Genomic DNA, 20607 nt, shown 5'->3' with positions numbered 1-20607 from the left:
CGCGGACGGCGCGGACATGGGACGAATGGTAAATCCGCCCAGTCTGTTTCACGGTCGATATAGCCAACGCAAATGAGCCCCACCCGTTTCAGGGTGGGGCTCATCGAGTATTACCGCAGGTGACTCAGTTCCAGTCGCCGTAGCCGTCGGCGGGGTTCAGGGTTCCGCCATTGGTGTTGATGACGATGACCGGGTCGCCGCGCTTCACGTTCTCCTGGAACCACTTGGCGTCCTCGGTGCTCACATTGAGGCAGCCGTGCGAGGAGTTGGACTTGCCCTGCTGCGCCACCGACCACGGGGCCGCGTGCACGAAGATGCCGCTGTTGGACATGCGGGTCGCGTACTCGACCTCGAGCTTGTAGCCCTCGGGCGCGGTCACCGGCACGCCGTAGGTGGAGGAATCCATGATCATCTTGCGATTGCGCTCGCTGACGATGTAGGTCCCGTTCGGGGTCTCGTGCCCGACCTTGCCCATGGAGGTGGGCATGACCCGCACGACCTCGCCATTACGGGTCACGGTGATCTGGTGGGTGGTGTCGTCGGCGGTGGCGATGAACTCGTCGCCGATCTCGTAGGCGACCTTGGTGCCGCCCGCCTCGACGGTGATCTGCGAGCCGGCCGGCCAGAACGACTCGGGCCGCCAGCGCACCTGCTTGTCGCCCATCCAGTAGAAATGGCCGTCCACCTTGTTGGTGGAGGTGATGCGGATGGCCTTCTCGGCGGCGGCGTGATCGGTCACCGGCTCCTTGAAGCTGATGATCACCGGCTGCGCCACGCCGACCACCTCGCCGTCGCCGGGGGTGATGTTGGGCGCGGTGAAGTTGGCGGGCGGCAGCGGGGAGTTCGCGCCGGGGGCGGTGGGCAGATCGCCCGGAGTGGGCTGCGGCATGACGGCGGAGGGCACGCCGGGGACCTCCGGGCCACCCGGCCACAGGGGGGCCGCTGATGCCGGCGCTGCCACCACGGCTCCGGTCGCCGCGATGGCGGCGAGGGCGATCAGTCCCGTCTTCCGGTAGCGGGTAATGCGCACAGCTTGGTCCTTCCGATCCTCGTTCACACGCAGAGTGCGGACGCACGAAGGTCCGCGGTAGGCCCCAACCCCGCACTCATTCCTACAGTGCGATGCGGGGTGTGCCAATCGCGTTCTGGCAGTTATGCATACAGACCTGCGGGTGTGCGACGCGTCACATCACCGGGTGCACGCCTTTCATGTGATGCGTATGCGCCGTTCAGGTCGGCGAGTCGGAATGTGGTCCCGGACCGTGCCAGATCGCCGGGCGCACCCCCGGTCAAACCTGCTTGTGATCGAAATCACTGATGGCGCATCGGGGTTCGAGGACGCATCAAGGTTCGAGGACATCGAAGGTGATGGCCGCACGCGGACCGGTCGCAATATTGTGCGGCACGGTCAGCGGTATCCGCCCGCGCGCGAAGCGCGGCGAAAGCCGCAGCCGCACCGTGCCGATAATGCCGGCCAGGACGATCCGCAGCTCGTAGTCCGCCAGCGTCGCCCCGACGCAGCGCCGGTGCCCGCCGCCGTAGGGCGCGAATTCGAATGGGCCGTACCGGCGTTCGAGGAAGCGTTCGGGCCGGAACCGCCCCGGCTCGGGCCATACCGCCGGATCGGCGTGCAGCAGCGGCAGGGCCACGCCCATGGTGTCCCCCGCCCGCAGCCGGATGCCGCGTAGCTCGAAATCGCCGGTGAGCCTGCGCAATACGATCGGCACCGGCGGGTGCAGGCGCAGCGTCTCCTGGCATACCGCATCCAGATTGGGAAGTTTCACAAGGTCCAGTGGATCCGGGTCGGGTCCGGCCGTGTCCAGTTCCGCGCGCAACCGCGCCAGTGTCTCCGGGGTGCGGTGCAGCCGGTACAGCGCCCAGACCAGCGCCGTTGCCGTGGTCTCGTGCCCGGCCACCAGCAGGGTGCGCAGCTGTTCGCGCAGGTCGCACTCGGTGATGGGGCTGCCGTCGTCGTACCGCGTATCCAGGAGGAGGCCGAGAATGTCCGTCCCGTTGTCGCCGTTCGCGCGGCGGCGCCGGATTTCGCCGTCGATCAGTTCGTCGAAACGATCACGCGCGGCGGTGAACCGCTGCCATCCGGACAATCCGTACAAATTGCGCCGCAATGCCGGAACCAGGAACAGCGCCCCGCCGAACGAGTTCAAGAATTCCGTTGTTGCCGTTGTATATTCGTCCCGCCGTCGCGATTCTTCGATTCCGAACACCGCGGCCAGAATCACGCGCAGTGTCATTGCGCGCGCAGCGGCCCTCGCATCGATTCTGGTCCCGGGCCGCCAGGCCGCGCCCGTGCGTTCCCCGGCCAGTTCCGCCCGCGCCGCCGTGCGAATAACGTTGCCGTACGCGCTGATTCGGCTCCGATGAAATGCGGGAGCCAACAGCGCCCGGTCCTGCCGGTGCTTGGTCCCGCGCGAGAGGATGAGCGAGGCCGGGCCCACCATGGGCTCGATGGGATTGGGCAGCGGCGGCCGCAGCAGCTCCGCGGGCGCCCGGAACAGCTCGCGCGCCCCCTCCGGCGTTCCGGTGAACACCACCGATCCGAAACCCGGGAACCGCACCAGGAACGGGTCGCCGTCGCGCTCGTGCCGCCACCGGAAGTAGCGGCCGAAATCGATCCCGGCGGCCAGCGCGTGCAGCGGGACCAGCCGTGGTTCCCGGAGCGCGGGCCGGGCGTCCGCAGCGGTGCTCATGCCCTCCTATACGAGGTCGCCGGGCCCCCGGTTCGGTGGAAGTACCGGGTCGACGCTGTCGGTGAGGGCGTGTAAGCATGTCCGCGTAAACCCGAAGATCAAAAATAGGACTGCTTGTGTTGCGTCAGCAGATCTCCGCCCGGATCGCCGTTCCGGTGATCTCCGCCGTCGCCCTGCTGCTCGCGGGCTGCGGGACCACCGTCGACGGCACCGCCATCGCCTCGAACGACTCGGCCGCCGTGGTCTCGGCGACCACCCCGTCCACCACCAAATCCCGGCCCACCACCAAGGCCGCGCCCACCACCACCAATGCCGACAAGGGCGGGGACACCGATTTCCAGGCCACCATCGGCGATTGCGTGAAGCTGGGCGGCACCAGCGAGGACGCCACCATCACCAAGGCCACCTGCGGCAGCAAGGAGTCGAATTACAAGGTGGTGGCCAAGGCCCGCACCAATGATCAGTGCCCGGCCGATGTCGACCAGGCGTACTACGAGACCCTCGCCGGCGTCGAGACCGGCGCGATCTGCCTGGATATCGACTGGGTGATCGGCGATTGCATCGATATGGGCGACCGCGACACCATGCCGAAGCGGATCGAGTGCACCAGCGCCACCGCCATCGACGGCGTGAAGGTGCTGGAGATCGTCAAGAACACCACCAGCGTCGACGACTGCACTCTGGGCGAGCAGGGCCGCACCTACGACGAACGGAAGTTCGTCGTCTGCGTCAATACGCTCTAGGGGCAACGGGAAAGGGGCGGCGATCCTCGGATCACCGCCCCTTTCCGGCGCTTTCGGCCCGATCAGATGGGGTAGTACCCCGCACCGATCCCGCCGCGCGCATTGATGTTCTCCATGATGGTGGACATGTTCGTCCCCACCTCGGGCCCGAAGCAGGCGATGGCCAGGTAGGCGTTCACCATGCCGACCAGCGTGGTGCCGACGACCACCGGCGCGCCGGAATCGCCTTCCACCACGCACATCTGGCTCCAGGTCTCGATGCCGGAGCCGAAGACGTCACCCCAGGACAGCCCGCAGGTATTGCCGGTGGTGCGGCCCTCCTTGCAGACGATCATCGGGAATCCGGGCGGACCGCCGAGTCCGGTGATGGTCACATTGCCGATGCGGTTGACCGGGACGACCTTGTCCGGATCGAACTGGATGACCGCGTAATCGAGTTCGTGGTTGGAATAGACGAACTTGCCGATCTCCCCGGCGCCGCGCGCGGCCTCCGCGTAGACCTGTGCGCCCGGATCGCCGCAGTGTCCCGCAGTGAGACCCACGAGCCGGCCCGCATTGTCGTGACCGATGGTGGTCACGGTGCACTCGTACATATCGTCGATGATGATCCCCGATCCACCACCGATGACTGCCGAAGGTTCGGCGTTCGCGGTTCCGGCGCTGAGCAGCACGGTGCTCAGCGCAAGGGCGAAGGCGCCGGCCACCCCGGCAAGTTTCCTGATCATGACCCTCCAGACGTCGGAAGCCGCTCGAATCGACCTGTTGCTGCACTCATCCTGTCAGTATTCGTCCCCGGGTGCTGGTTGTACTGCCACATGTTGCCGAGCCGTGTCCTCCCGCTCCCGGGCTCGCTCACCTAGTTGGATAGGGAGTTATCGGAACATTCCTCGAGCCGGGCGGATTTCCGATAAATTATTTCCTATTAATTCTTACCCGGCGGTTGTTCACAACACCGGATTGCTATGGCTCGGTGAAGAAACTAGAACGAGTTCTAGATCGTTGATCGGTTCTTTGGGCTGTAAACCAACTGTGATGTGGCTGTTCACAACAGAACGCCGAAAGTGATCCGGCTCTATGACCGGAACCACATGGGCGTGATGTGTTTTTCCTAACTCCGTAGTAAGGTGCGTCAAGCAAACAGTCGCCGGCGGCGGGTTCCCGGCGTCGAGAGGGGTAGCCAGTGCAGTTGACCAAAAGCCTGGGTGGGCAGGGGAGCCCAACGGAATCACGGATGAATACGGCCGTGAACTGGGCCAAGGAGTACTGGCAGGACCATCCCAAGCGGTCCCTCGAAACCGGCGGCCGGATGATGGGCATGGGCGTGTCGGCGGTGGCCGAGCTGTTCATCGCCATCTTTCGTAAGCGCTTCCCGTTCGGCGAGTTCATCCGGCAGTGCGCGTTCATGTCCAGCGTCGCCGCGGCCCCCACCCTGCTGGTGGCCATTCCGATCGGCGTCATCGTCTCGATCCAGGTCGGCTCGGTGGCCGGGCAGGTCGGCGCCACCTCGTTCATTGGCGCGGCCAATGGCCTCGGCATCATCCAGCAGGGCGCGCCCCTGGTCACCTCGCTCATGATCGCGGGCGCGGTCGGCTCGGCCATTACCGCCGATCTCGGTTCCCGCACCATCCGCGAGGAGATCGACGCCATGAAGGTCATGGGCGTCGATCCCATGCGCCGGCTGGTCGCCCCGCGCCTCGGGGCGGCCATGCTGGTCTCCGTACTGCTGTGCGGCTTCGTGGTTTTCGTCGGCTTCCTGACCGGCTACATCTTCAATATCTTCGCCCAGGGCGGCACCCCGGGCTCCTACGTCGGAACCTTCTCCTCGTTCGCCGTGACCTTCGATCTGTTTGTGGCACTGCTGAAATCGCTGATCTTCGGGCTGCTCGCCGCGATCATCGCCTGCGACGCCGGGCTCAATGCCAAGGGCGGCCCGGGCGGCGTCGCGAACGCGGTGAACACCGCGGTGGTCATGTCCGCCGTCATGCTCTTCGGCGTCAACCTGATCATCACCCAGCTCTACAACTCCTTCTTCCCCCCACAGATGGTCTGAGTCGTGTCAGCAACGTATGTTCCGCCGCTGCTGCGGCCGTTCCAGCGCATCAAGGGTGTCGCGCAGTCGCCGGTGGACTTCATCGCGCGCGTCGGCCACCAGGTCTTCTTCTTCCTGCGGTCCGTCGGCTCCATGCCGATGGCCGCCAAGCACTACCCCAAAGAGGTCTGGCGGCTGCTGTCCGATGTGACCTGGGGCAACGGCAATCTCATTGTCGGTGGCGGCACCATCGGCGTGGTGCTGATCCTGTCGGCGTTCGGCGGCATGACCGTGGCGATCCAGGGCCACACCTCGCTGAATCTGCTCGGCCTGAGCCCGCTCACCGGCGCCATCTCCGCCTTCGCCACCACGCGCGAGTTCGGCCCGATGCTGGCCACCCTGGCCTTCGCGGCACAGGCGGGGTGCCGGTTCACCGCGCAATTGGGCGCCATGCGCATCTCCGAGGAGATCGACGCGCTGGAATCGGTTGCCATCCGCCCGCTTCCGTATCTGGTGAGCACCCGCATGATCGCGGCCATGATCGCCATCGTGCCGCTGTACTGCATCGCGCTGCCGCTGGCCTACATCTCCTGCTCGCTGACCGTGGCGCTCATCGGCGGCACCGCGACAGGCACCTTCCAGCACTACTTCTATCAGTTCCTGGTGCCCCAGGATGTGCTGTACTCCTTGCTGAAAGCGATCTTGTTCGTTGCGATCACCACGTTCATCCAGTGCTACTACGGCTTTTTCGCCTCGGGTGGCCCGGAAGGCGTCGGCGTCGCGGCGGGCCGCGCGATCAAGCTCAGCATCATCGCGGTGGTCTTCGCGGACCTGTTCATGACCTTGGCCATCTGGGGTGTGGACCCCGGCATCCGGATCTCGGGATAGGGGGCGTACACGATGATCATCGATCCGAGCGGGCGCGGCCCGACGATGCGGCAGCTGATCATTGCCGGTATCTGCGGCCTCGCGGTCATGGCCCTGGTGCTGGGCTTCCTGATGGCGCGCTATCAGGGCAAGTTCGTCGACAAGGTCAATGTCACCGCGAATCTCACCACCACCGGTGACGGTCTGCCCGAGAAGGCGGATGTGAAGTTCCGCGGCGTGCTGGTGGGCGCGGTCAAGGACGTCTCGGTCGCCGCCAAGGGCGAGAAGCAGGAAGTGCACATCGAGATGAAGCCGGAGTACACCGGCAGCATCCCGGCCAATGTGACCGCCCGCGTGGTGCCGTCCAACCTGTTCGCCGTCACCTCGGTCGAGCTGGTCTACAACGGGCCCGACGGCGCGCACCTGAAAGAGGGCTCGCAGATCCCCGAGGACACCTCGAAAGGCACCATCGCACTGCAGGACACGCTCACCACGGTGCGCAATATCCTCAGCAAGATCGATCCGGTGCAGTTCGGCCGGGTGCTGGGCACGCTGTCCTACGCGCTCGACGGCAGCGGCCGCATGCCCGGCTCCACCATCGAGCGGGTGGACCGGTGGCTGCTGGCGGTGGACGAGTCCATTCCGGATCTCGGCGTCATGCTGACCGATTTCTCCACCGCCTTCCAGGCGCTGAACCAGTCCGCGCCGGAACTCATGGGCGTGCTGGCGGATTCGGTGCGCACCGCGCAGACCATCTCCGATCGCCGCGCCGAGCTGATCTCGCTCATCGCGGGCACCTCCGGCACCGTGGACAAGGTCAACGCCCTGTTCGCACGGAATCCGGATGTGGGCAAGGAAGTCACCACCGGCACCAGCGCGCTGTTCGGCGCCATGTCCGACGATCCGAGCGCCATCCCGAAGGCCATCGAGAACCTCAACAAGTCGGTGCGCGCGCTGGCCACCACCTTCCACTGGGGTCCGCAGAAGCAGATGGTGTGGAACATGGGCCTCACCTTCACCCCGTACAAGCCGTACACGCGGGCCGACTGCCCGCGCTACGGCGAGCTGGCCGCCCCCAGCTGCTTCACCGCGCCGCTGGAATCGGATCCGGGCGTGCTGCCCGAATCGCTGCGGCCCCGGGCCCTGGAGTCGGCGGCCGGACTGCCGAATCTGCCGGTGCCGGACGGCTTCCCGGTCATTCCGGGGCTCAATGCCGGCGAGCCCACCGTGCCGGGCGCGCAGCCGGGCAATCCGCTCTCGGGCACCCCGCTCGAGGATCTGTTCCCGAACCTGTTCGGCGTGCCGACGGTGCCGGGGGCGCAGCCGGAGACCAAGCCGAATCCGGAGGGCACGGTGCCCGCGGCGGCCGGGCCGATCTCGCTCAATACCGAGCAGGCCATCATCGCGATGCTGGGTCGCAAGCCCACCGCGGGTGAATACCTGCTGCTGAGCTCGATTCTGAGGGGTGGAACGTTGCAAGTGACCGAAAGCGGGGCGGCCAAGTGAGCTATCGCAAACCGCTGATCGGCTTCAGTCTCTTCGCGGTGGTGGCGGTTCTGGTGACCACGGTCATCTGGAATACCTTGGCCCGCACCGTGGAAGGGTCGACCAATACCTATTCGGCCACTTTCTCCGATGTGCTGGGCCTGCGCGAGGGTGATGACGTGCGCATGGCGGGTGTGCGGGTCGGCAAGGTCGAGTCCATCGAGCTGGACAAGCAGAACAATGCCAAGGTGACCTTCATCGTGCAGCGTGATCAGACGTTGTTCGGCGACACCAAGGCGCTGGTGCGCTACCAGAATCTGATCGGGCAGCGTTATATCGCGCTGGCCCCGGACAAGAAGGGCGGCGATCACACGCCGCTGCGCAACAATGCGTCGATTCCGTTGGAGCGGACCGAGCCGTCGTTCGACATCTCGGGTCTGCTCAATGGGTTCCAGCCGTTGTTCGAGGTGCTGCAGCCCGAACAGGTGAACAGTCTGTCGAATACGTTCATCCAGGCGTTGCAGGGTGACGGGGTGTCGTTGAGCGGGTTCATCACCCAGGCGGCGGCGCTGGCCGGTGACTTCCAGCGGCGCGATGCGATCCTGTCGTCGGTGATCACCAATTTGTCCGGTGTGATGTCGGGGTTGGCGCGGCGCAGTGACGAGTTGGAGACGTTGGTGACCCAGACTCGCGCTTTGATCGGCGGGCTGTATGCGCAGGGTCAGTCGTTGCAGGCCTCGACGGTGCAGATCGCCGACGCGACCACGGCGCTGGTGGGCATGATCGGGCAGATCCAGCCGAAGCTGGCGCTGGCGCAGAACGCCACCCGCGATGCGCTGACGCTGTTGATCGCCAATGGCGAGAAGCTCGATCGGGTCGCGGTGGACCTGCCCGCCATCCTCGCCGATATCGGCAAGTTCACCCAGAACGGCACCTACGCCAATGCGTATGTCTGCTCCCTGGATGTCTCGCTCTACGGTGTCCTCTTCCCGCGCGGTCTGTTCAGCCAGATCGGCGGCAACTCCCACTCGGCGGTGTGCCGGCCATGATCGCGAAACTCAAGTCCCGCTTCGATTCCAACCGCAACTTCTGGCTCGGCGTGCTCGGCGCCGCGTTCGTCGTCGCCCTGCTCATCTTCTCCAGCACCTTCCGCATGCTCGGGGTCGGTGAGCAGACCATCAAGGCCGAATTCGCCCAGACCGCCGGCGTGAAGGTCGGCGACAAGGTGGACGTCTCCGGCGTCCCGGTGGGCCGGGTCTCCGGCGCCGAACTCGAGGGCGACCACGTCCTGCTCACGCTCTCGGTCAGCAATGACGTGAAGCTGGGCCCGGACGCGCGCGCCGCCATCAAGATGGCGACGCTACTGGGCGCCCGCTTCGTCGACCTGGAGCCGGGCGACGGCTCCGGGCTGCCGGGCGATCGAATCCCCAAGTCCAATACCGCCGTTCCCTACAACCTGGCCGATGTGGTGCAGGAGGGCACGCCCAAGTTCGAGGCCCTCGACACGCAGAAGCTGGCGCAGTCGCTCGACCTGATCAATCAGCAGCTGGGCGACACCCCGCAGCTGACCGTGCAGGCCCTCGATTCCATCGGCGCGCTGGCCAAGACCATGAACGATCGCAAGGACGCGGTGGATCAGCTGCTCAAGGACCTGGACCGGGTCACCACCATTCTGGGCGACAACCGCAACAGCGTGCTGCTGGTGATCACCCAGGGCGAGGCCATCGCCAACCGGGTGATGGAGCGGCAGGCCCTGCTGCGCTCGCTGCTGGACAATATCGCCACGCTGAGCGGTCAGCTGCAGGCCATCGGCGCCGAGAACAACGATCAGTTCGGCCCGACCCTGATTCAGCTGCAGACCATGGCCGAGGGCTTGCAGAAGAACAAGGACAACCTGGATCGAATGCTGTCGATCATGCCGGTGTCCGTGCGGACCTTCAACAATGTCTTCGGCAACGGCAACTACGGCGAGGTCGCCCTGCCGTGGCTGTTCCCGGACAACTGGCTGTGCTTCGCGCAGGTGAACGAGGGGTGCCAGTAATGCGAGCGATCACGAAGACGACACTGGCCCGAATCGCCAAGGGCGCGTTCATCGGTGCGGCGGCGCTGGCAGTGGGCAGTTGCTCCATCGTGCCGATCGGGGTGAAGGACGCTGCCGGGCAGACTCAGCACTTCACCGCCGACTTCCGCAATATCGCGGGCATGTTCGAGGGCAATCCGATCACCGTGCTCGGGCTCGAGGTCGGCAAGGTCGACAAGATCATCCCCAAGGGTGAGTACGTCGAGGTCCACATGACCGTGGACAAGGGCATCAAGATCCCCAAGGACGTGGTGGCGGCGCTGATTTCGCCGTCCATCGTGACCGACCGGCACATCGAGCTCAGCCCCGTCTACACCGGCGGGGAGACGCTGAAGGAGAATGCGCACCTCACCACCAGCCAGACCAAGACCCCGGTCGAGCTGGACACGATGATCAAGACCATCGACGCCTTCGCCGCGGCGCTGAAACCGCAAGAGGGACAGGAGGGCATCGGCCCGCTGTCCGGCCGGGTGCTGTACCCGATGATGGACGGCAATGGCGAGAAGATGCGCGAGGTGCTGAACTCGCTGTCCGGTGCGCTGAAGGTGGGCGTGGACAACAAGGATGCCGTCGCCACCATCATCATCAAGCTGAACGAGCTCACCACCATGCTGGCCGAGAACGACCAGTCGGTGCGCGACTTCAGCAACAAGCTCACCCAGATGAGTACCCTGCTCGCCGAACAAGCCCCGGGCCTGCAGGCCACGCTGGATCAGCTGAATGCCTTCCTGGGCAATACCTCCGGCGCGTTCTCGCAGTACTCCGAGCAGCTCAACGGCACGCTCACCGGTCTCACCAATGTCACCAACCAGCTGCGCGCCAATGCGGCCGGGGTGATCGAGATCGTCGATGTGGCGCCGCTGCTCATGCAGAACCTGGATCGATCGGTCAACAAGGAGAAGGGCTTCGTCCGCCTGCACGGCATTATCGGCACCGCGCTGTCGGGTGAGCTCATCAGCTTGTTCTGCGAGCGCATCCAGATGAAGGCCGACGGCTGCCGGACCGGAAAGATCGAAGATATGGGTCCGGACTTCGGTCTGACCGCGGCCATGTTGGGACTGACGCGATGAGCAATCGATTCCGCCGCGACCTGCGCATCACCCGGCGAGCCCGGCGCGCCACCCTGGCGCTGGCCGTCACCGCGACCCTGGCGGCCTCGGGCTGCGGGATGACCGTGGAGAGCCTGCCGCTGCCCAAACCCGGTGCGGGCGACGACACCTACACCGTGCACGCGGTGTTCGAGAACGCGCTCAACCTGCCCGATCAGGCCAAGGTCAAGATCGGCGGCTCCGATGTCGGCGTGGTCACCAAGATCGAGACCAAGAACTTCCAGGCCGTGGTGGATCTGGAGATCCGCGATGACATCGAACTGCCGGCCAACTCGACCGCCGAACTGCGCCAGGCGACTCCGCTCGGCGACGTCTTCGTGGCGGTGTCCAAACCCAAGGACGCGCCCGGCCAGCAGCTGCTGAAAGACGGTGACACGCTGACCAATACCTCGGCCGGCGCCACCGTCGAGGAACTGCTGCTGTCCATCTCGCTGCTGTTCAACGGCGGCGGCATCGCGGCGCTGTCCAAGCTCACCGCCGAAATGGATTCCATTGTCGGCGGCCGCGGGCCGCAGCTGGCGCATCTGCTCACCGAGATGACCGGCGTGGTGGGCAGTCTCAACAACAACAGCCAGAACATCGACGCCGTGCTCACCCAGTTCAGCACGCTGGCGACCACCATCGAGGGCAATCACGATCAGCTCGGCCAGGTGGCCGACAGCCTGCCCTCCATGATCGGCGCCATTGCCGAGAACAACCAGGCCATCGGCGATCTGCTCACCCGGGTCTCGACCACCAGTGCGGCACTGGGCGATTACGCCAACACCACCTCCGAGGACCTGGCCAGCCTGCTGGACAATGTGCACCAGCTCATGAACGCGCTCTCGCAGACCGAGGCCAACCTCGGACCGGCGCTGGACGCGCTGAGCGAGCTGCGGCCCGCGGTGGACGCCTCGTTCAAGGGCAATACCCTCGCCGTGGCGGCGACGCTGACCATGCTCGATATCGGCCTGATCACCGATCCGGCCAATAGCAAGTTCCCGGACGGTCACGATTTCGCCGACTTCGCGGGCAGCCTCATCCAGGTGCTGCAGATCGTGTACAGCCGGATCAACGGGGGCCACAGATGAACTGGGTGAAGCGGCACAGGAACCTGGTGTCGAACACGGCGCTGGCGCTGATCCTGATCGTGGGCGCGGCCTATCTGGCGGTGAGCGTGATGCGGGTGAACCCGCTGCGCGAAACCTATTCGGTGACGGTCAATCTGGATCGCTCCGGCGGTCTGCAGTCCGGCAATGACGTGACGCTGCGCGGCTATCGCGTCGGCAAGGTCACCGAGATCAAGCTGGTCGACGGCGGCGCGGCCATCGCGGCCACCGCGCAGATCGACGCCAAGTACCGGATTCCGGCCGACACCCAGATCCATGTGGGCGCGCTCTCCGGCGCGGGCGAGCAGTACATCGACTTCCGGCCGAATACCGATCAGGGGCCGTATCTGCACGACGGCTCGGTGGTGCAGTTCGACAAGGAGAAGGTGCGGACGCCGACTCCGGTGTGGTCGGTGCTCGACAACTCGGTGGAGCTCATCGCCCAGATCGATCCGGACAAGTTCCAGGTCATCCTGTCCGAGCTGGATGTCGCGCTCTCCGGCGGCCAGGACCAGCTGCGCTCGCTCATCGACGGCATCAGCATCGCCACCACCGGTCTGGACAATCTGCTGCCGCAGACCACCAATCTGATCCGGAATCTGCAGACCATCAATGCGACGACCTCGCTCGCGCAGCCGGATCTGGGTACGCTGACGGCCAACTCGTCCGTTCTGTTCCAACAGTTCAACGATGCCAATGCCGAACTCCAGCGGATCCTGGAGCAGGCACCCGGGCAGATGCAGACCCTCGGCGCGGTGCTCGACAAGACCGCCGATCCGATGACCAGCCTGGTCACCAATTTCGTGGCCATCACCAAGGCCGCGCAACTGCGTGTCCCGGCGCTGCGGGCGCTGTTCCCGGCGCTGGTGGTGGGTACCGAGGCCATGGGCGCCCCGGCGCACGATGGCGAGTTCTACACCATCGTCGATATCTGGCCGCGTACCTGGTGCGATTACCCGACCAAGAAGGTGCGCAACGAGGCGGCCACCGAGTCGACCATGCCGCGGTGGGCCAGCTACTGCACGAATCCGCCGTTCGATCAGCAGATTCGTGGTTCGGGCAATGCGCCGCGCCCGGATGTGCCGAACAATGGCGCACTGCCGCCGGCGGATGCCGATCCGAACGAGCGGACGCTGCCGCCCATCAAGTGAAGAGGGTGAAAACAAACCCGGTCCCGGAGCAGTGATCTCCGGGTCGGCATACTCGCAGACCGAAACGAACAGGCGCGTCCGCAGCGCGCCAGAAAGTGTGGGGACTGATTCATGTCGGATGACGCCACCAAGAAAACTGAAGACGAGGCCGGCAAGGCCGACGCGACACAGCCTGGGGGCGCTGCCGACGAGTCCGCCACGACGGACCTGAGCAAGAAGGCGGAAGCCCCCGCCGAGGACAGCAAGACCGAGGACGCCGAGACCGAGGTCCTGGCGAAGGCCGAGAAAGCCGAGCCCGCGGAGGACGCCAAGTCCGCCGCCAAGCCGGACTTCAGCAAGAAATCCGATGCGCCGAAGGCGGACAAGCCCAAGGCCGCTACCGCCAAGGCCGCCAAGGCGGCCGCCACGTCCGCATCCTCGGACTCCAAGCCCGGTTTCCCGCTGGTCCCGGTGATCGCCGCCTTCGCCGCCGGCGTGCTCCTGGTCGCCGCCGTGGCCACCGGAGTCGTGCTCTGGAAGAAGGGTTCCGACAACCAGAAGGAACTCGACGCCCGCGACGGCGCCACCGCCGCCGCCTGCGATTTCGGCAAGGCCGTCTCCAACTACGACGCCAAGAACCTCGACGACTACTTCACTCGCGTCAAGGACCTCTCCACCGGCCAATGGCTGGAATTCTTCGGCGGCGCCTCCGACGCCCTCAAAGAAGCCATGGCCAGCGTCCAGGCCAAGTCCACCCTCGACGAGATCCACTGCGCCTGGGAATCCGGCAGCGACGACAAGGCCAAGGTCGTCCTCATCCTCACCCAGGTCCGCTCCAACGGTGTAGCCGCCGGCTCCGACATGCTCACCGTCCCCGGCGTAGCCGACATGGTCAAAGAAAACGGCAAGTGGAAAGTCGCCAACTTCGACTCCCCCGCCATGAAGGGCCTCACCGGCGGAGGCGGCGGCACCCCCGCCCCCACCACCGAAGCCCCGGCCCCGACAACCCAGGCCCCGGCCCCCGCGCCCGGTAACTGACAACCACAAGACAAAGGCCGCCGCCGATGAGAATTCATCGGCGGCGGCCTCTTTCATGGGCACACGGCCTGCCGCCCAGCAGACGATCACCCGCAACCCCGGCCCGGTCGGTGCGGCGGCGAGGTCCAGACCCAAGCGCCGGCCGCAGCGCGGGCCGCCCGCCGTAGCGTGGGTCGGTCCGCTGCAGCGTGGGCGGTCGGCCGTAGCGTGGGTCGGTCCGCCGTAGCGTGGGTCGGTCGGCCGTAGCGTGGGTCGGTCGGCTGCGGCGCGGGTTGGCCGGGCGCGTCGCGTGGGTTTGGCCAAGCGCCGTGGGTTTGGCTGGGCGTGTCGCGTGGGGTTGGCTGGGCGCAGAACGGGGGTTGGCCGGGCGCAGCCCTAAGGGGGTCTGGGGGTTTAACCCCCATTCCCCTTACCTCTTCTCGTCAGAAAAGCGTGAGTGCTTCGGGCGCGGGTGCTTTCGCGGCCGCCGCGCGGCGGCGCGGGGTTTGTGGCGCCGGGTGAGTCTGGCCGACCGCGATTTTCTCGGCGGTGGGAGCGGGTTTCTCGCTCGGTGGGATGACCGGAATCGGCTCGGTGCTCGGCTCGACCGGAATGGGTTCGGTGACCGGATCCGGTTCCGGGTCGGTCCCGATTCCGGTCGCGGCGACCTGGCGTGCGGCTTGTCCGGCGAGGGCGTCGGCCTGTTCGTTGAAGTAGTTGCCGACGTGCCCGCGGACCCAGCGGAAGCGCACCGGCCCCGGGCGGGTGGCAATGGCGCGGTCGATCTGCTGAATCAGCTCGAGGTTCTTGACCGCTCCACCGGTGGAGGTCTTCCACCCGTTGTTGCGCCAGCCGTTGATCCACTCGGAGGCGCACTTGATGGCGTAGAGGGAATCGCTTTCGATGAGCATCGGTTCGGAGCCGGGATGGGCGCGTACCGCTTCCAGCAGCGCGCGTAGCTCCGCGATCTGATTGGTGCCCGAAGGCGCACCGCCGCTGGCCGATCCGCCGGCGTGATTGACCCAAGCCCAGCCGATGGCTCCGCCCGGGTTACGCAGGCACGATCCGTCGGTGCTCACGATGATCATGCTCGCCACCCTACGCAATCCGGCCGACAAGATCCGTTCCGTGGAATTCCTCTATCTCCCTACGCAATTGCGACTCGGTTCGCCGCACCGCCGATTGTACGGCGGCGGCGAGCATTCGGGAGAGCAGGCGTCCGGTCCAGTGCCGGGGCGCCCAGTACTCGGTTTCCGAGGTCAGCACGGCGCGACCGTACCCGAGCGGGTCGAACCGCAGGGTGATGACACACAGGGGCGGAGTGTGACCCGCTGCACCCTGCGCGGGCGCCGGCTTCCCCTTCCGGCGCCTGCGCAGGGTGTATTCGATGACCGCATTGCGGCGGTAGTCGGTGATCTCACAGTCGACCGTGGGATGCCAGAGGCCGGCGCGCAGGGTTGCTGCGAAGACGGCTCCCGCCCCGTGATCGAGGTCCCCGATCGGTTCGAAGGCGGCGACGGCGAAGGCCCAATCCGGCACGAACTGATGGTTGTCCGTGTAGGTGAACGCGACTTCCACCGGCGCCCCGACGTCGCTCGCGTATTTGAAGTGGCCCATAGGTGCTCCCGTTCCCACGGCTGCCACCAAAAGTACTACAGAAATCCTCTTTAATGGTGCGGACCCGCGATTCCCAGCAAGTCCGCAGCAGAATTCCTGCCGGTCAATCGTCGAATTGCGCGGCGATATGCGCGGCGATCGGGAGCGCGGAGGTGGCGGCGGGCGAGGGGGCATTGAGCACGTGCACCGAGCGCGGCGTCCGTTCCAGCAGGAAATCGTGCACCAGGGTCCCGTCCCGCAGCACCGCCTGTGCGCGAATGCCCGCCTCGCGCGGCAGCAGATCGGCCACGGCCAGCTCCGGACAGTAGCGCCGGCATTCGGCCAGATAGCCGCGTTTGAACAGCGAATTGCGCATTTCCCGCAATCCGGTGCGCACATTGGCCGCCGCCACCCGGTGGAAACCGCGGAACCCCAGGATCTCCCGGGCATCCCGGACATTGACGCTGCCCTTGCGGTAACCCTCGCGCGCCAGGCCCAGCACCGCATTCGGCCCGACCGTCAGCTCCCCGTCGATGGTGGGGCTCAAATGCACGCCCAGGAACGGCAATTCGGGATCTGGAATCGGATAGATCAGGGTGCGCACCAGATCCTTGCGGTGCGGCGGCAGCTGGTAGTACTCACCCCGGAACGGAACGATGCGCAGGTCGATCCGCAGCCCGGCCAGCCGCGCCAGCCGATCGGCCTGCAGGCCCGCGCACACCACCAGCCGGGCCGCCCGCCAGCTGCCGGTGGGCCCGGAAACCGTGACCGCGTCACTGTTTTCGCTGATGGCGGTGATTTCGGCGCCGAGCACGAGCTCTCCCCCGCCCGCCTGCACCTGCTGTGCCAGCACCCGCGTCACTCGCGTGTAGTCGATGATTCCGGTGCTCGGCACGAACAGCGCCCCCACACCGGTCACCCGCGGTTCACGGCGCATCAGTTCGGCGGCGTCGAGCAACTCCACCTCGACCTCATTGGTCACCGACCGCTCATAGAGCGCCAGCATACGGTCGTATTCGGCGGAATCGGTGGCCACCAGCAGTTTTCCGCACTCCTGGAAAGGAATGTCGTGGGCGGCCGCGAATTCTTTGGTCCACGCCGCACCCTGTCGGCACAGCCGCGCCTTGAGGCTGCCGGGCGCGTAGTAGATGCCCGAGTGGATGACCCCGCTGTTGTGCCCGGTCTGGTGCACGGCGAACTCATCGGCCTTCTCGAGCAGCAGCAGGCTCGCGCCCGGATGCCGCTCGAGCAGGCGATGCGCCGTGGCCACCCCGACGATGCCGCCGCCGATCACGCAGTAGTCGTACACAACACGCAGTCTCACACAGCGGTGACCGTGCCGTCCTCGCCATGGGCGAGCGGCCGCACCGGCGCGCCGTCGACCGCGAAACTCTGCCCCGCGGTGTCCTCGGCCGTGACCTCCGGCTGCTCGGCCGCGGCGGGCGCATTGCGCCGCGCCACCTGGACACCGTGCTGGCCGATGGCCGGATCGGTCACGGTGATCGTGAATTCCCCGCGCCGGGTGTCGAATTCGGTGCGCAGCTGGGTGTTGGCGGTGGGATCGGCCTGCAGGCCCAGCGTGTCGCCCAGTTCTCCGCGCAACACCAGATCTGCCACGGCGGCGAAGACATTGGTGTCGAGTGTGAGGGTCACCGAATTGCGCTGCGCCGGGGCCACTTGCGCGCCCACGTACGCATTGCCGAGCCGGACCTGTCCGGTGATCCCGGCGGGGCGCTGCGCTACCACCGGTTCGCGCGCCGCCCCGGCGGCCAGTGCGGGCGGCACGGACAATTCGTGCGACCGCGCCGGATAGCTGGTGAAAAATGATGTGAGCCCGATGTTCTCGGCGACCGCCGGATAATCCGCGGGCGCCGGCTCCGTACCGGCGTCGTCCGGGAACGGCATCGGCCCGCGCGGTCCGGCGGGCGCGGCGAGGATGCCGCCGGACTTCTGGGCTTCGGGCATCTGATTGGCGATATAGGAACCCGCGGCGACGGTCAGCCCGATGCTGGCCATGCCCGCGGTGATGATGGCGCTGAAGCGGAGCGCCTGCCTGGTGCGCCGGGGTGTCCGGGCAGCAGTCGTCGCCGTGTGCTGCGACATTGGTGCGTTCCTTTCCCTCTCCCCTGGTCCCCCTGCGTCTTTCGACGCAACGACCCGCACCATTGAAAGCCGTACGCCCGTCCAGATTACTCCCGCAAGATCGCGAACTTCAGTAACGGCGGGTTACATGTGTTCACGAGAGACTGGGATCACATCTCGGCCACCACAAGATACACAGGTTTCCGCCATCTGACAGCTGGGTAAAAAGGGCATAGCGGCGAGCGCCGACTCGACTGCCATCGAGGACCTCCGGCCAACGGCGTCCGGTCGGCACCAGGCACGGCGCACCCACGGTAGGCGCTCGCTCGCTCCCTTCATCGAGGCAAGCCCTCGTCAGGGCATTGAATTGAGCTCGAAGTGGGAATCGGGGATTCGGCCGGAGGCCGGAGACGGGCGGCGGGTCAGGCGAATTGACCCGCCGCTCTTCCCGTTCCGGGCGGACCCGCGAAAGCCTGTGCCAGGCCGAGCCATTCGGCCGCATCCGCACCCTGTACCGCGAGCGCCAGATCGTCGAGGTGCCGGCGCTGCGTCACCAGGAGGCAGAAATCCAGGGCGGGACCGCTGACCCGCTGCGCCGCAGCCTCGGGTCCCCAGGTCCAGACGGTGCCGTCCGGGGCGGTCAGTTCGACCCGGAATTCCTCGCCAGGCACGGTGCGCCCGTGTGTCAGGTACGAGAAGTCGCGGGTCCGGATGCCCAGGTGCGCAATGTGCTTCAGCCGGGCCGTCGGCGTGCGCGCGATGCCCAGCGCATCGGCCACGTCCTGTCCGTGCGCCCAGGTCTCCATCAGGCGTGCGGTGGCCATGGAGGCGGCGCTCATGGGCGGGCCGAACCAGGGCAGTTTGACCCCTGCGGGCACCGCGCGCAGCGCCTCGACCAGCGCCCGCCGGTCCCGCCGCCAGGTGGCCAGCAATTCCGGTGCGGGAGTGCGCGCTTCCTCCTCGGCGGCCTCGTCGACGAAGGTCAGCGCCTTCGGCAGCGCCGCCTGCACCGCCTCGTCGAACGCCTCGGCATCGGTGGCGGCGATGACCGCGATCCGGTCGGTCCAGGTGAGATGCCCGATCTGATGGGCGATGGTCCAGCCCGCGGCGGGGGTGTCGCGCTGCCATTCGGCGGCATCGAGATCCGCGATGAGCCGATCCAGGTCGTCGCATTCGGCGGTGAGATCGGCGAGCAGCGCCTCGAGGTCGGCCATAGGGGTAATCCAAGCACGCATGCTTGTATTTGGAAAGGGGTGTGCTACCAGCCGAAAAGCACCAGGTGAACCGCGCCGACCACCAGTCCGAGCGCGGCGCCGTGCAGGTAGAGCAGCCAGGCGTCCTGTTCCACCGAGGCGTAGAACATCTCCATGAACTCGCCGGGCGTGAGCTGTTTGAGCTTGCGCGCCGCGAAATCGTCGATCTTCTTGGCCTGGGTCGCCGCGAATTCCGCGTCCTCGACCAGGCTGGGCGCGAGCCCGGCCGCCGCGCCGGCCGCGCCGACCTTCAGATTGTCGAACTGCCGCTTGCCGAATACGGTGCGCACCACGGTGTGGGTGGGTCCCAGCTGGCGGTGGATCTCATCGGCGATGAGGCGTTCCAGCAGCTGCCGAGTCTTGTCGCCATTGGGGCCCTCGAGCAGTTCCTTGGCCAGATTCGGCAGAGTCAGCACCTGGTAGGCCAGGATGCGCGCGAGATCGGCCGCGGCCTCGGGCTGCCGCTTGGCCAGCAGCGCCTGCTTCCACAGGTACTTGTAGCGCGGCTGCGGATCGCCGGGTTCGAACACCATCTTCACCGCGATGACGTTCACGATGACGCCGATGGCGGCCGCCGCCGTCAGGATGACCACCCAGCCCGGCAGCCAGCCGAGGATCGGAATGCTGTGGTGCACATGCATGTACAGCGCCAGCAGCACACCGAAGGGCGCGCCGAGCAGGCCGATGCGCACCATGAACTTGAGTTCGGGCGCGGCGATGGTGGTGGTGAGGTCCTTGAGGATCTCCGGGTTCTCCCGCAGATACCGGATGACGAAGCTCTTGATGTCGATGAGCTGGTCGACATTGTCGCCGAGCTGTTCGAAGGCGCGGCGCGCCAGCGTGGGCAGCTCGCGTTCGACACGCTGGTAGAGCACATTGCGCACGGCGCGCGGGACGGCGCCCCACAGGTCCGGGTTCTCCCGGTACATGATCTCGTTGACCATGGACGGCACCTGTTTGCGCCCGACCTCGGCGATGTAGTCGGCAATGCCGTCGAGGTCGAGTTCGTGGATGAAGTCCTTGGGACTGCCGATTCGCATGATGGCGACGTCCACGCAGATGCTGGCCATCTTCTCGGCGCGCGCGGGAATGAAGCCCTGAAAGCCGAGCCGCTTGCCGTCGCCGGAGAAGGTCGGCAGCACCTGCACCCGCCGCGGCAGATACGGATAGAGGATGTCGAGTCCCGGAATTCGGATGCCGCGGAAGTAGATCGGCCAGAACAGCATGAGCACGCCGGTCCAGTTGGTCAGCCAGCCGGCGATGGCGCTGAAGAGCGGGAAGCTGACGAGATCGACGACGAAACGGGACTGGCCGGTCAGCTGTTCCCAGTCCAGGAACAACCCTGAGGCCAGTGTCGTCATTGCAGCGTCCCCCTGAGGCCGAGCCGGTTGGTGAGAAAACGGACATCCAACAGTCTCAC

General features: G+C 66.4%; 19 protein-coding genes. 10 read left to right on the top strand and 9 right to left on the bottom strand.

Features of this window, described 5'->3' with window-relative positions; genetic code table 11:
• Window positions 1-124 precede the first annotated feature (124 nt).
• Both ACYQ5L_RS38730 and ACYQ5L_RS38725 read right to left on the bottom strand, forming a co-directional pair.
• Window positions 125-1030, bottom strand: coding sequence for a L,D-transpeptidase (locus ACYQ5L_RS38730; protein ID WP_459963676.1), 906 nt, complete (start codon window positions 1028-1030; stop codon window positions 125-127).
• Window positions 1031-1343: 313 nt separating this feature from the next.
• A complete protein-coding gene (locus tag ACYQ5L_RS38725; RefSeq protein ID WP_459963219.1) occupies window positions 1344-2708 on the bottom strand; it encodes a cytochrome P450 in 1365 nt (454 codons plus the stop codon).
• Between the two features lie 116 nt (window positions 2709-2824).
• Between ACYQ5L_RS38725 and lppU the strand changes: the two genes are divergently transcribed.
• The gene (gene lppU / locus ACYQ5L_RS38720) at window positions 2825-3451 is read left to right on the top strand and encodes an LppU family putative lipoprotein (protein WP_459963217.1); all 627 of its coding nucleotides are present in this window, start codon (window positions 2825-2827) and stop codon (window positions 3449-3451) included.
• 62 nt (window positions 3452-3513) lie between these two features.
• On the opposite strand, the gene ACYQ5L_RS38715 is transcribed toward lppU, so the two are convergent.
• Window positions 3514-4176: a S1 family peptidase gene (locus ACYQ5L_RS38715; protein WP_459963215.1), complete on the bottom strand. Its 663-nt coding sequence runs from the start codon at window positions 4174-4176 to the stop codon at window positions 3514-3516.
• A 506-nt stretch (window positions 4177-4682) separates the two neighbouring features.
• On the opposite strand from ACYQ5L_RS38715, the gene ACYQ5L_RS38710 reads away from it, so the two are divergent.
• The 9 genes from ACYQ5L_RS38710 (at window position 4683) to ACYQ5L_RS38670 (ending at window position 14277) form a co-directional block, all read left to right on the top strand.
• Complete coding sequence (locus ACYQ5L_RS38710; protein ID WP_379193811.1) at window positions 4683-5501, top strand: MlaE family ABC transporter permease; 819 nt, start codon at window positions 4683-4685, stop codon at window positions 5499-5501.
• A 3-nt stretch (window positions 5502-5504) separates the two neighbouring features.
• On the top strand, window positions 5505-6368 hold the full coding sequence (locus tag ACYQ5L_RS38705) for an ABC transporter permease (protein ID WP_459963212.1): 864 nt from the start codon (window positions 5505-5507) through the stop codon (window positions 6366-6368).
• A 12-nt stretch (window positions 6369-6380) separates the two neighbouring features.
• On the top strand, window positions 6381-7853 hold the full coding sequence (locus ACYQ5L_RS38700; RefSeq protein ID WP_459963210.1) for an MlaD family protein: 1473 nt from the start codon (window positions 6381-6383) through the stop codon (window positions 7851-7853).
• Window positions 7850-8881 (top strand): MCE family protein, encoded by a 1032-nt coding sequence (locus tag ACYQ5L_RS38695; protein WP_459963209.1) that lies wholly within the window; start codon window positions 7850-7852, stop codon window positions 8879-8881. The genes ACYQ5L_RS38700 and ACYQ5L_RS38695 overlap by 4 nt, the downstream gene beginning before the upstream one ends.
• Entirely contained in the window at window positions 8878-9873 is a 996-nt protein-coding gene (locus ACYQ5L_RS38690) for an MCE family protein (protein ID WP_459963207.1), read from the top strand. Before ACYQ5L_RS38695 ends, ACYQ5L_RS38690 begins: the two co-directional genes overlap by 4 nt.
• Window positions 9873-10982, top strand: coding sequence for an MlaD family protein (locus ACYQ5L_RS38685; RefSeq protein WP_459963206.1), 1110 nt, complete (start codon window positions 9873-9875; stop codon window positions 10980-10982). Before ACYQ5L_RS38690 ends, ACYQ5L_RS38685 begins: the two co-directional genes overlap by 1 nt.
• Window positions 10979-12091 carry an MCE family protein gene (locus ACYQ5L_RS38680; protein WP_459963204.1) on the top strand — a complete coding sequence of 371 codons (1113 nt, stop codon included), beginning with the start codon at window positions 10979-10981 and terminating at the stop codon, window positions 12089-12091. The genes ACYQ5L_RS38685 and ACYQ5L_RS38680 overlap by 4 nt, the downstream gene beginning before the upstream one ends.
• A gap of 26 nt (window positions 12092-12117) precedes the next feature.
• On the top strand, window positions 12118-13260 hold the full coding sequence (locus ACYQ5L_RS38675) for an MlaD family protein (RefSeq protein WP_459963203.1): 1143 nt from the start codon (window positions 12118-12120) through the stop codon (window positions 13258-13260).
• A 111-nt stretch (window positions 13261-13371) separates the two neighbouring features.
• Window positions 13372-14277 carry a hypothetical protein gene (locus tag ACYQ5L_RS38670; RefSeq protein ID WP_459963201.1) on the top strand — a complete coding sequence of 302 codons (906 nt, stop codon included), beginning with the start codon at window positions 13372-13374 and terminating at the stop codon, window positions 14275-14277.
• Window positions 14278-14699: 422 nt separating this feature from the next.
• On the opposite strand, the gene ACYQ5L_RS38665 is transcribed toward ACYQ5L_RS38670, so the two are convergent.
• The 6 genes from ACYQ5L_RS38665 to ACYQ5L_RS38640 form a co-directional block, all read right to left on the bottom strand.
• A complete protein-coding gene (locus ACYQ5L_RS38665; RefSeq protein WP_379193802.1) occupies window positions 14700-15344 on the bottom strand; it encodes a ribonuclease H family protein in 645 nt (214 codons plus the stop codon).
• A 10-nt stretch (window positions 15345-15354) separates the two neighbouring features.
• Window positions 15355-15873 (bottom strand): SRPBCC family protein, encoded by a 519-nt coding sequence (locus ACYQ5L_RS38660; RefSeq protein WP_459963200.1) that lies wholly within the window; start codon window positions 15871-15873, stop codon window positions 15355-15357.
• A gap of 103 nt (window positions 15874-15976) precedes the next feature.
• The gene (gene lhgO / locus ACYQ5L_RS38655; RefSeq protein WP_459963675.1) at window positions 15977-17170 is read right to left on the bottom strand and encodes an L-2-hydroxyglutarate oxidase; all 1194 of its coding nucleotides are present in this window, start codon (window positions 17168-17170) and stop codon (window positions 15977-15979) included.
• A gap of 2 nt (window positions 17171-17172) precedes the next feature.
• Window positions 17173-17955 carry a hypothetical protein gene (locus tag ACYQ5L_RS38650; protein ID WP_459963198.1) on the bottom strand — a complete coding sequence of 261 codons (783 nt, stop codon included), beginning with the start codon at window positions 17953-17955 and terminating at the stop codon, window positions 17173-17175.
• Window positions 17956-18356: 401 nt separating this feature from the next.
• Entirely contained in the window at window positions 18357-19148 is a 792-nt protein-coding gene (locus ACYQ5L_RS38645; protein WP_459963196.1) for a TIGR03084 family metal-binding protein, read from the bottom strand.
• A gap of 44 nt (window positions 19149-19192) precedes the next feature.
• Window positions 19193-20548, bottom strand: coding sequence for a DUF445 domain-containing protein (locus tag ACYQ5L_RS38640; RefSeq protein ID WP_379193797.1), 1356 nt, complete (start codon window positions 20546-20548; stop codon window positions 19193-19195).
• Window positions 20549-20607 lie beyond the last annotated feature (59 nt).

The sequence above is a fragment of the Nocardia sp. IFM 10818 genome (genome assembly GCF_054655275.1).
The sequence above is the reverse complement of the archived record's forward strand: the minus strand, read 5'-3'. Positions and strand labels throughout refer to the sequence as shown.

Bases quoted from the DNA above. Each gene is read 5' to 3' on its own strand.
- ACYQ5L_RS38690 (WP_459963207.1), top strand. From the start codon at position 8,878: ATGATCGCGAAACTCAAGTCCCGCTTCGATTCCAACCGCAACTTCTGG.
- ACYQ5L_RS38650 (WP_459963198.1), bottom strand. From the start codon at position 17,955: ATGTCGCAGCACACGGCGACGACTGCTGCCCGGACACCCCGGCGCACC.
- ACYQ5L_RS38645 (WP_459963196.1), bottom strand. From the start codon at position 19,148: ATGGCCGACCTCGAGGCGCTGCTCGCCGATCTCACCGCCGAATGCGAC.
- ACYQ5L_RS38685 (WP_459963206.1), top strand. From the start codon at position 9,873: ATGCGAGCGATCACGAAGACGACACTGGCCCGAATCGCCAAGGGCGCG.
- ACYQ5L_RS38680 (WP_459963204.1), top strand. From the start codon at position 10,979: ATGAGCAATCGATTCCGCCGCGACCTGCGCATCACCCGGCGAGCCCGG.
- ACYQ5L_RS38670 (WP_459963201.1), top strand. From the start codon at position 13,372: ATGTCGGATGACGCCACCAAGAAAACTGAAGACGAGGCCGGCAAGGCC.
- ACYQ5L_RS38725 (WP_459963219.1), bottom strand. From the start codon at position 2,708: ATGAGCACCGCTGCGGACGCCCGGCCCGCGCTCCGGGAACCACGGCTG.
- ACYQ5L_RS38665 (WP_379193802.1), bottom strand. From the start codon at position 15,344: ATGATCATCGTGAGCACCGACGGATCGTGCCTGCGTAACCCGGGCGGA.
- ACYQ5L_RS38700 (WP_459963210.1), top strand. From the start codon at position 6,381: ATGATCATCGATCCGAGCGGGCGCGGCCCGACGATGCGGCAGCTGATC.
- ACYQ5L_RS38710 (WP_379193811.1), top strand. From the start codon at position 4,683: ATGAATACGGCCGTGAACTGGGCCAAGGAGTACTGGCAGGACCATCCC.
- ACYQ5L_RS38715 (WP_459963215.1), bottom strand. From the start codon at position 4,176: ATGATCAGGAAACTTGCCGGGGTGGCCGGCGCCTTCGCCCTTGCGCTG.
- ACYQ5L_RS38640 (WP_379193797.1), bottom strand. From the start codon at position 20,548: ATGACGACACTGGCCTCAGGGTTGTTCCTGGACTGGGAACAGCTGACC.
- ACYQ5L_RS38660 (WP_459963200.1), bottom strand. From the start codon at position 15,873: ATGGGCCACTTCAAATACGCGAGCGACGTCGGGGCGCCGGTGGAAGTC.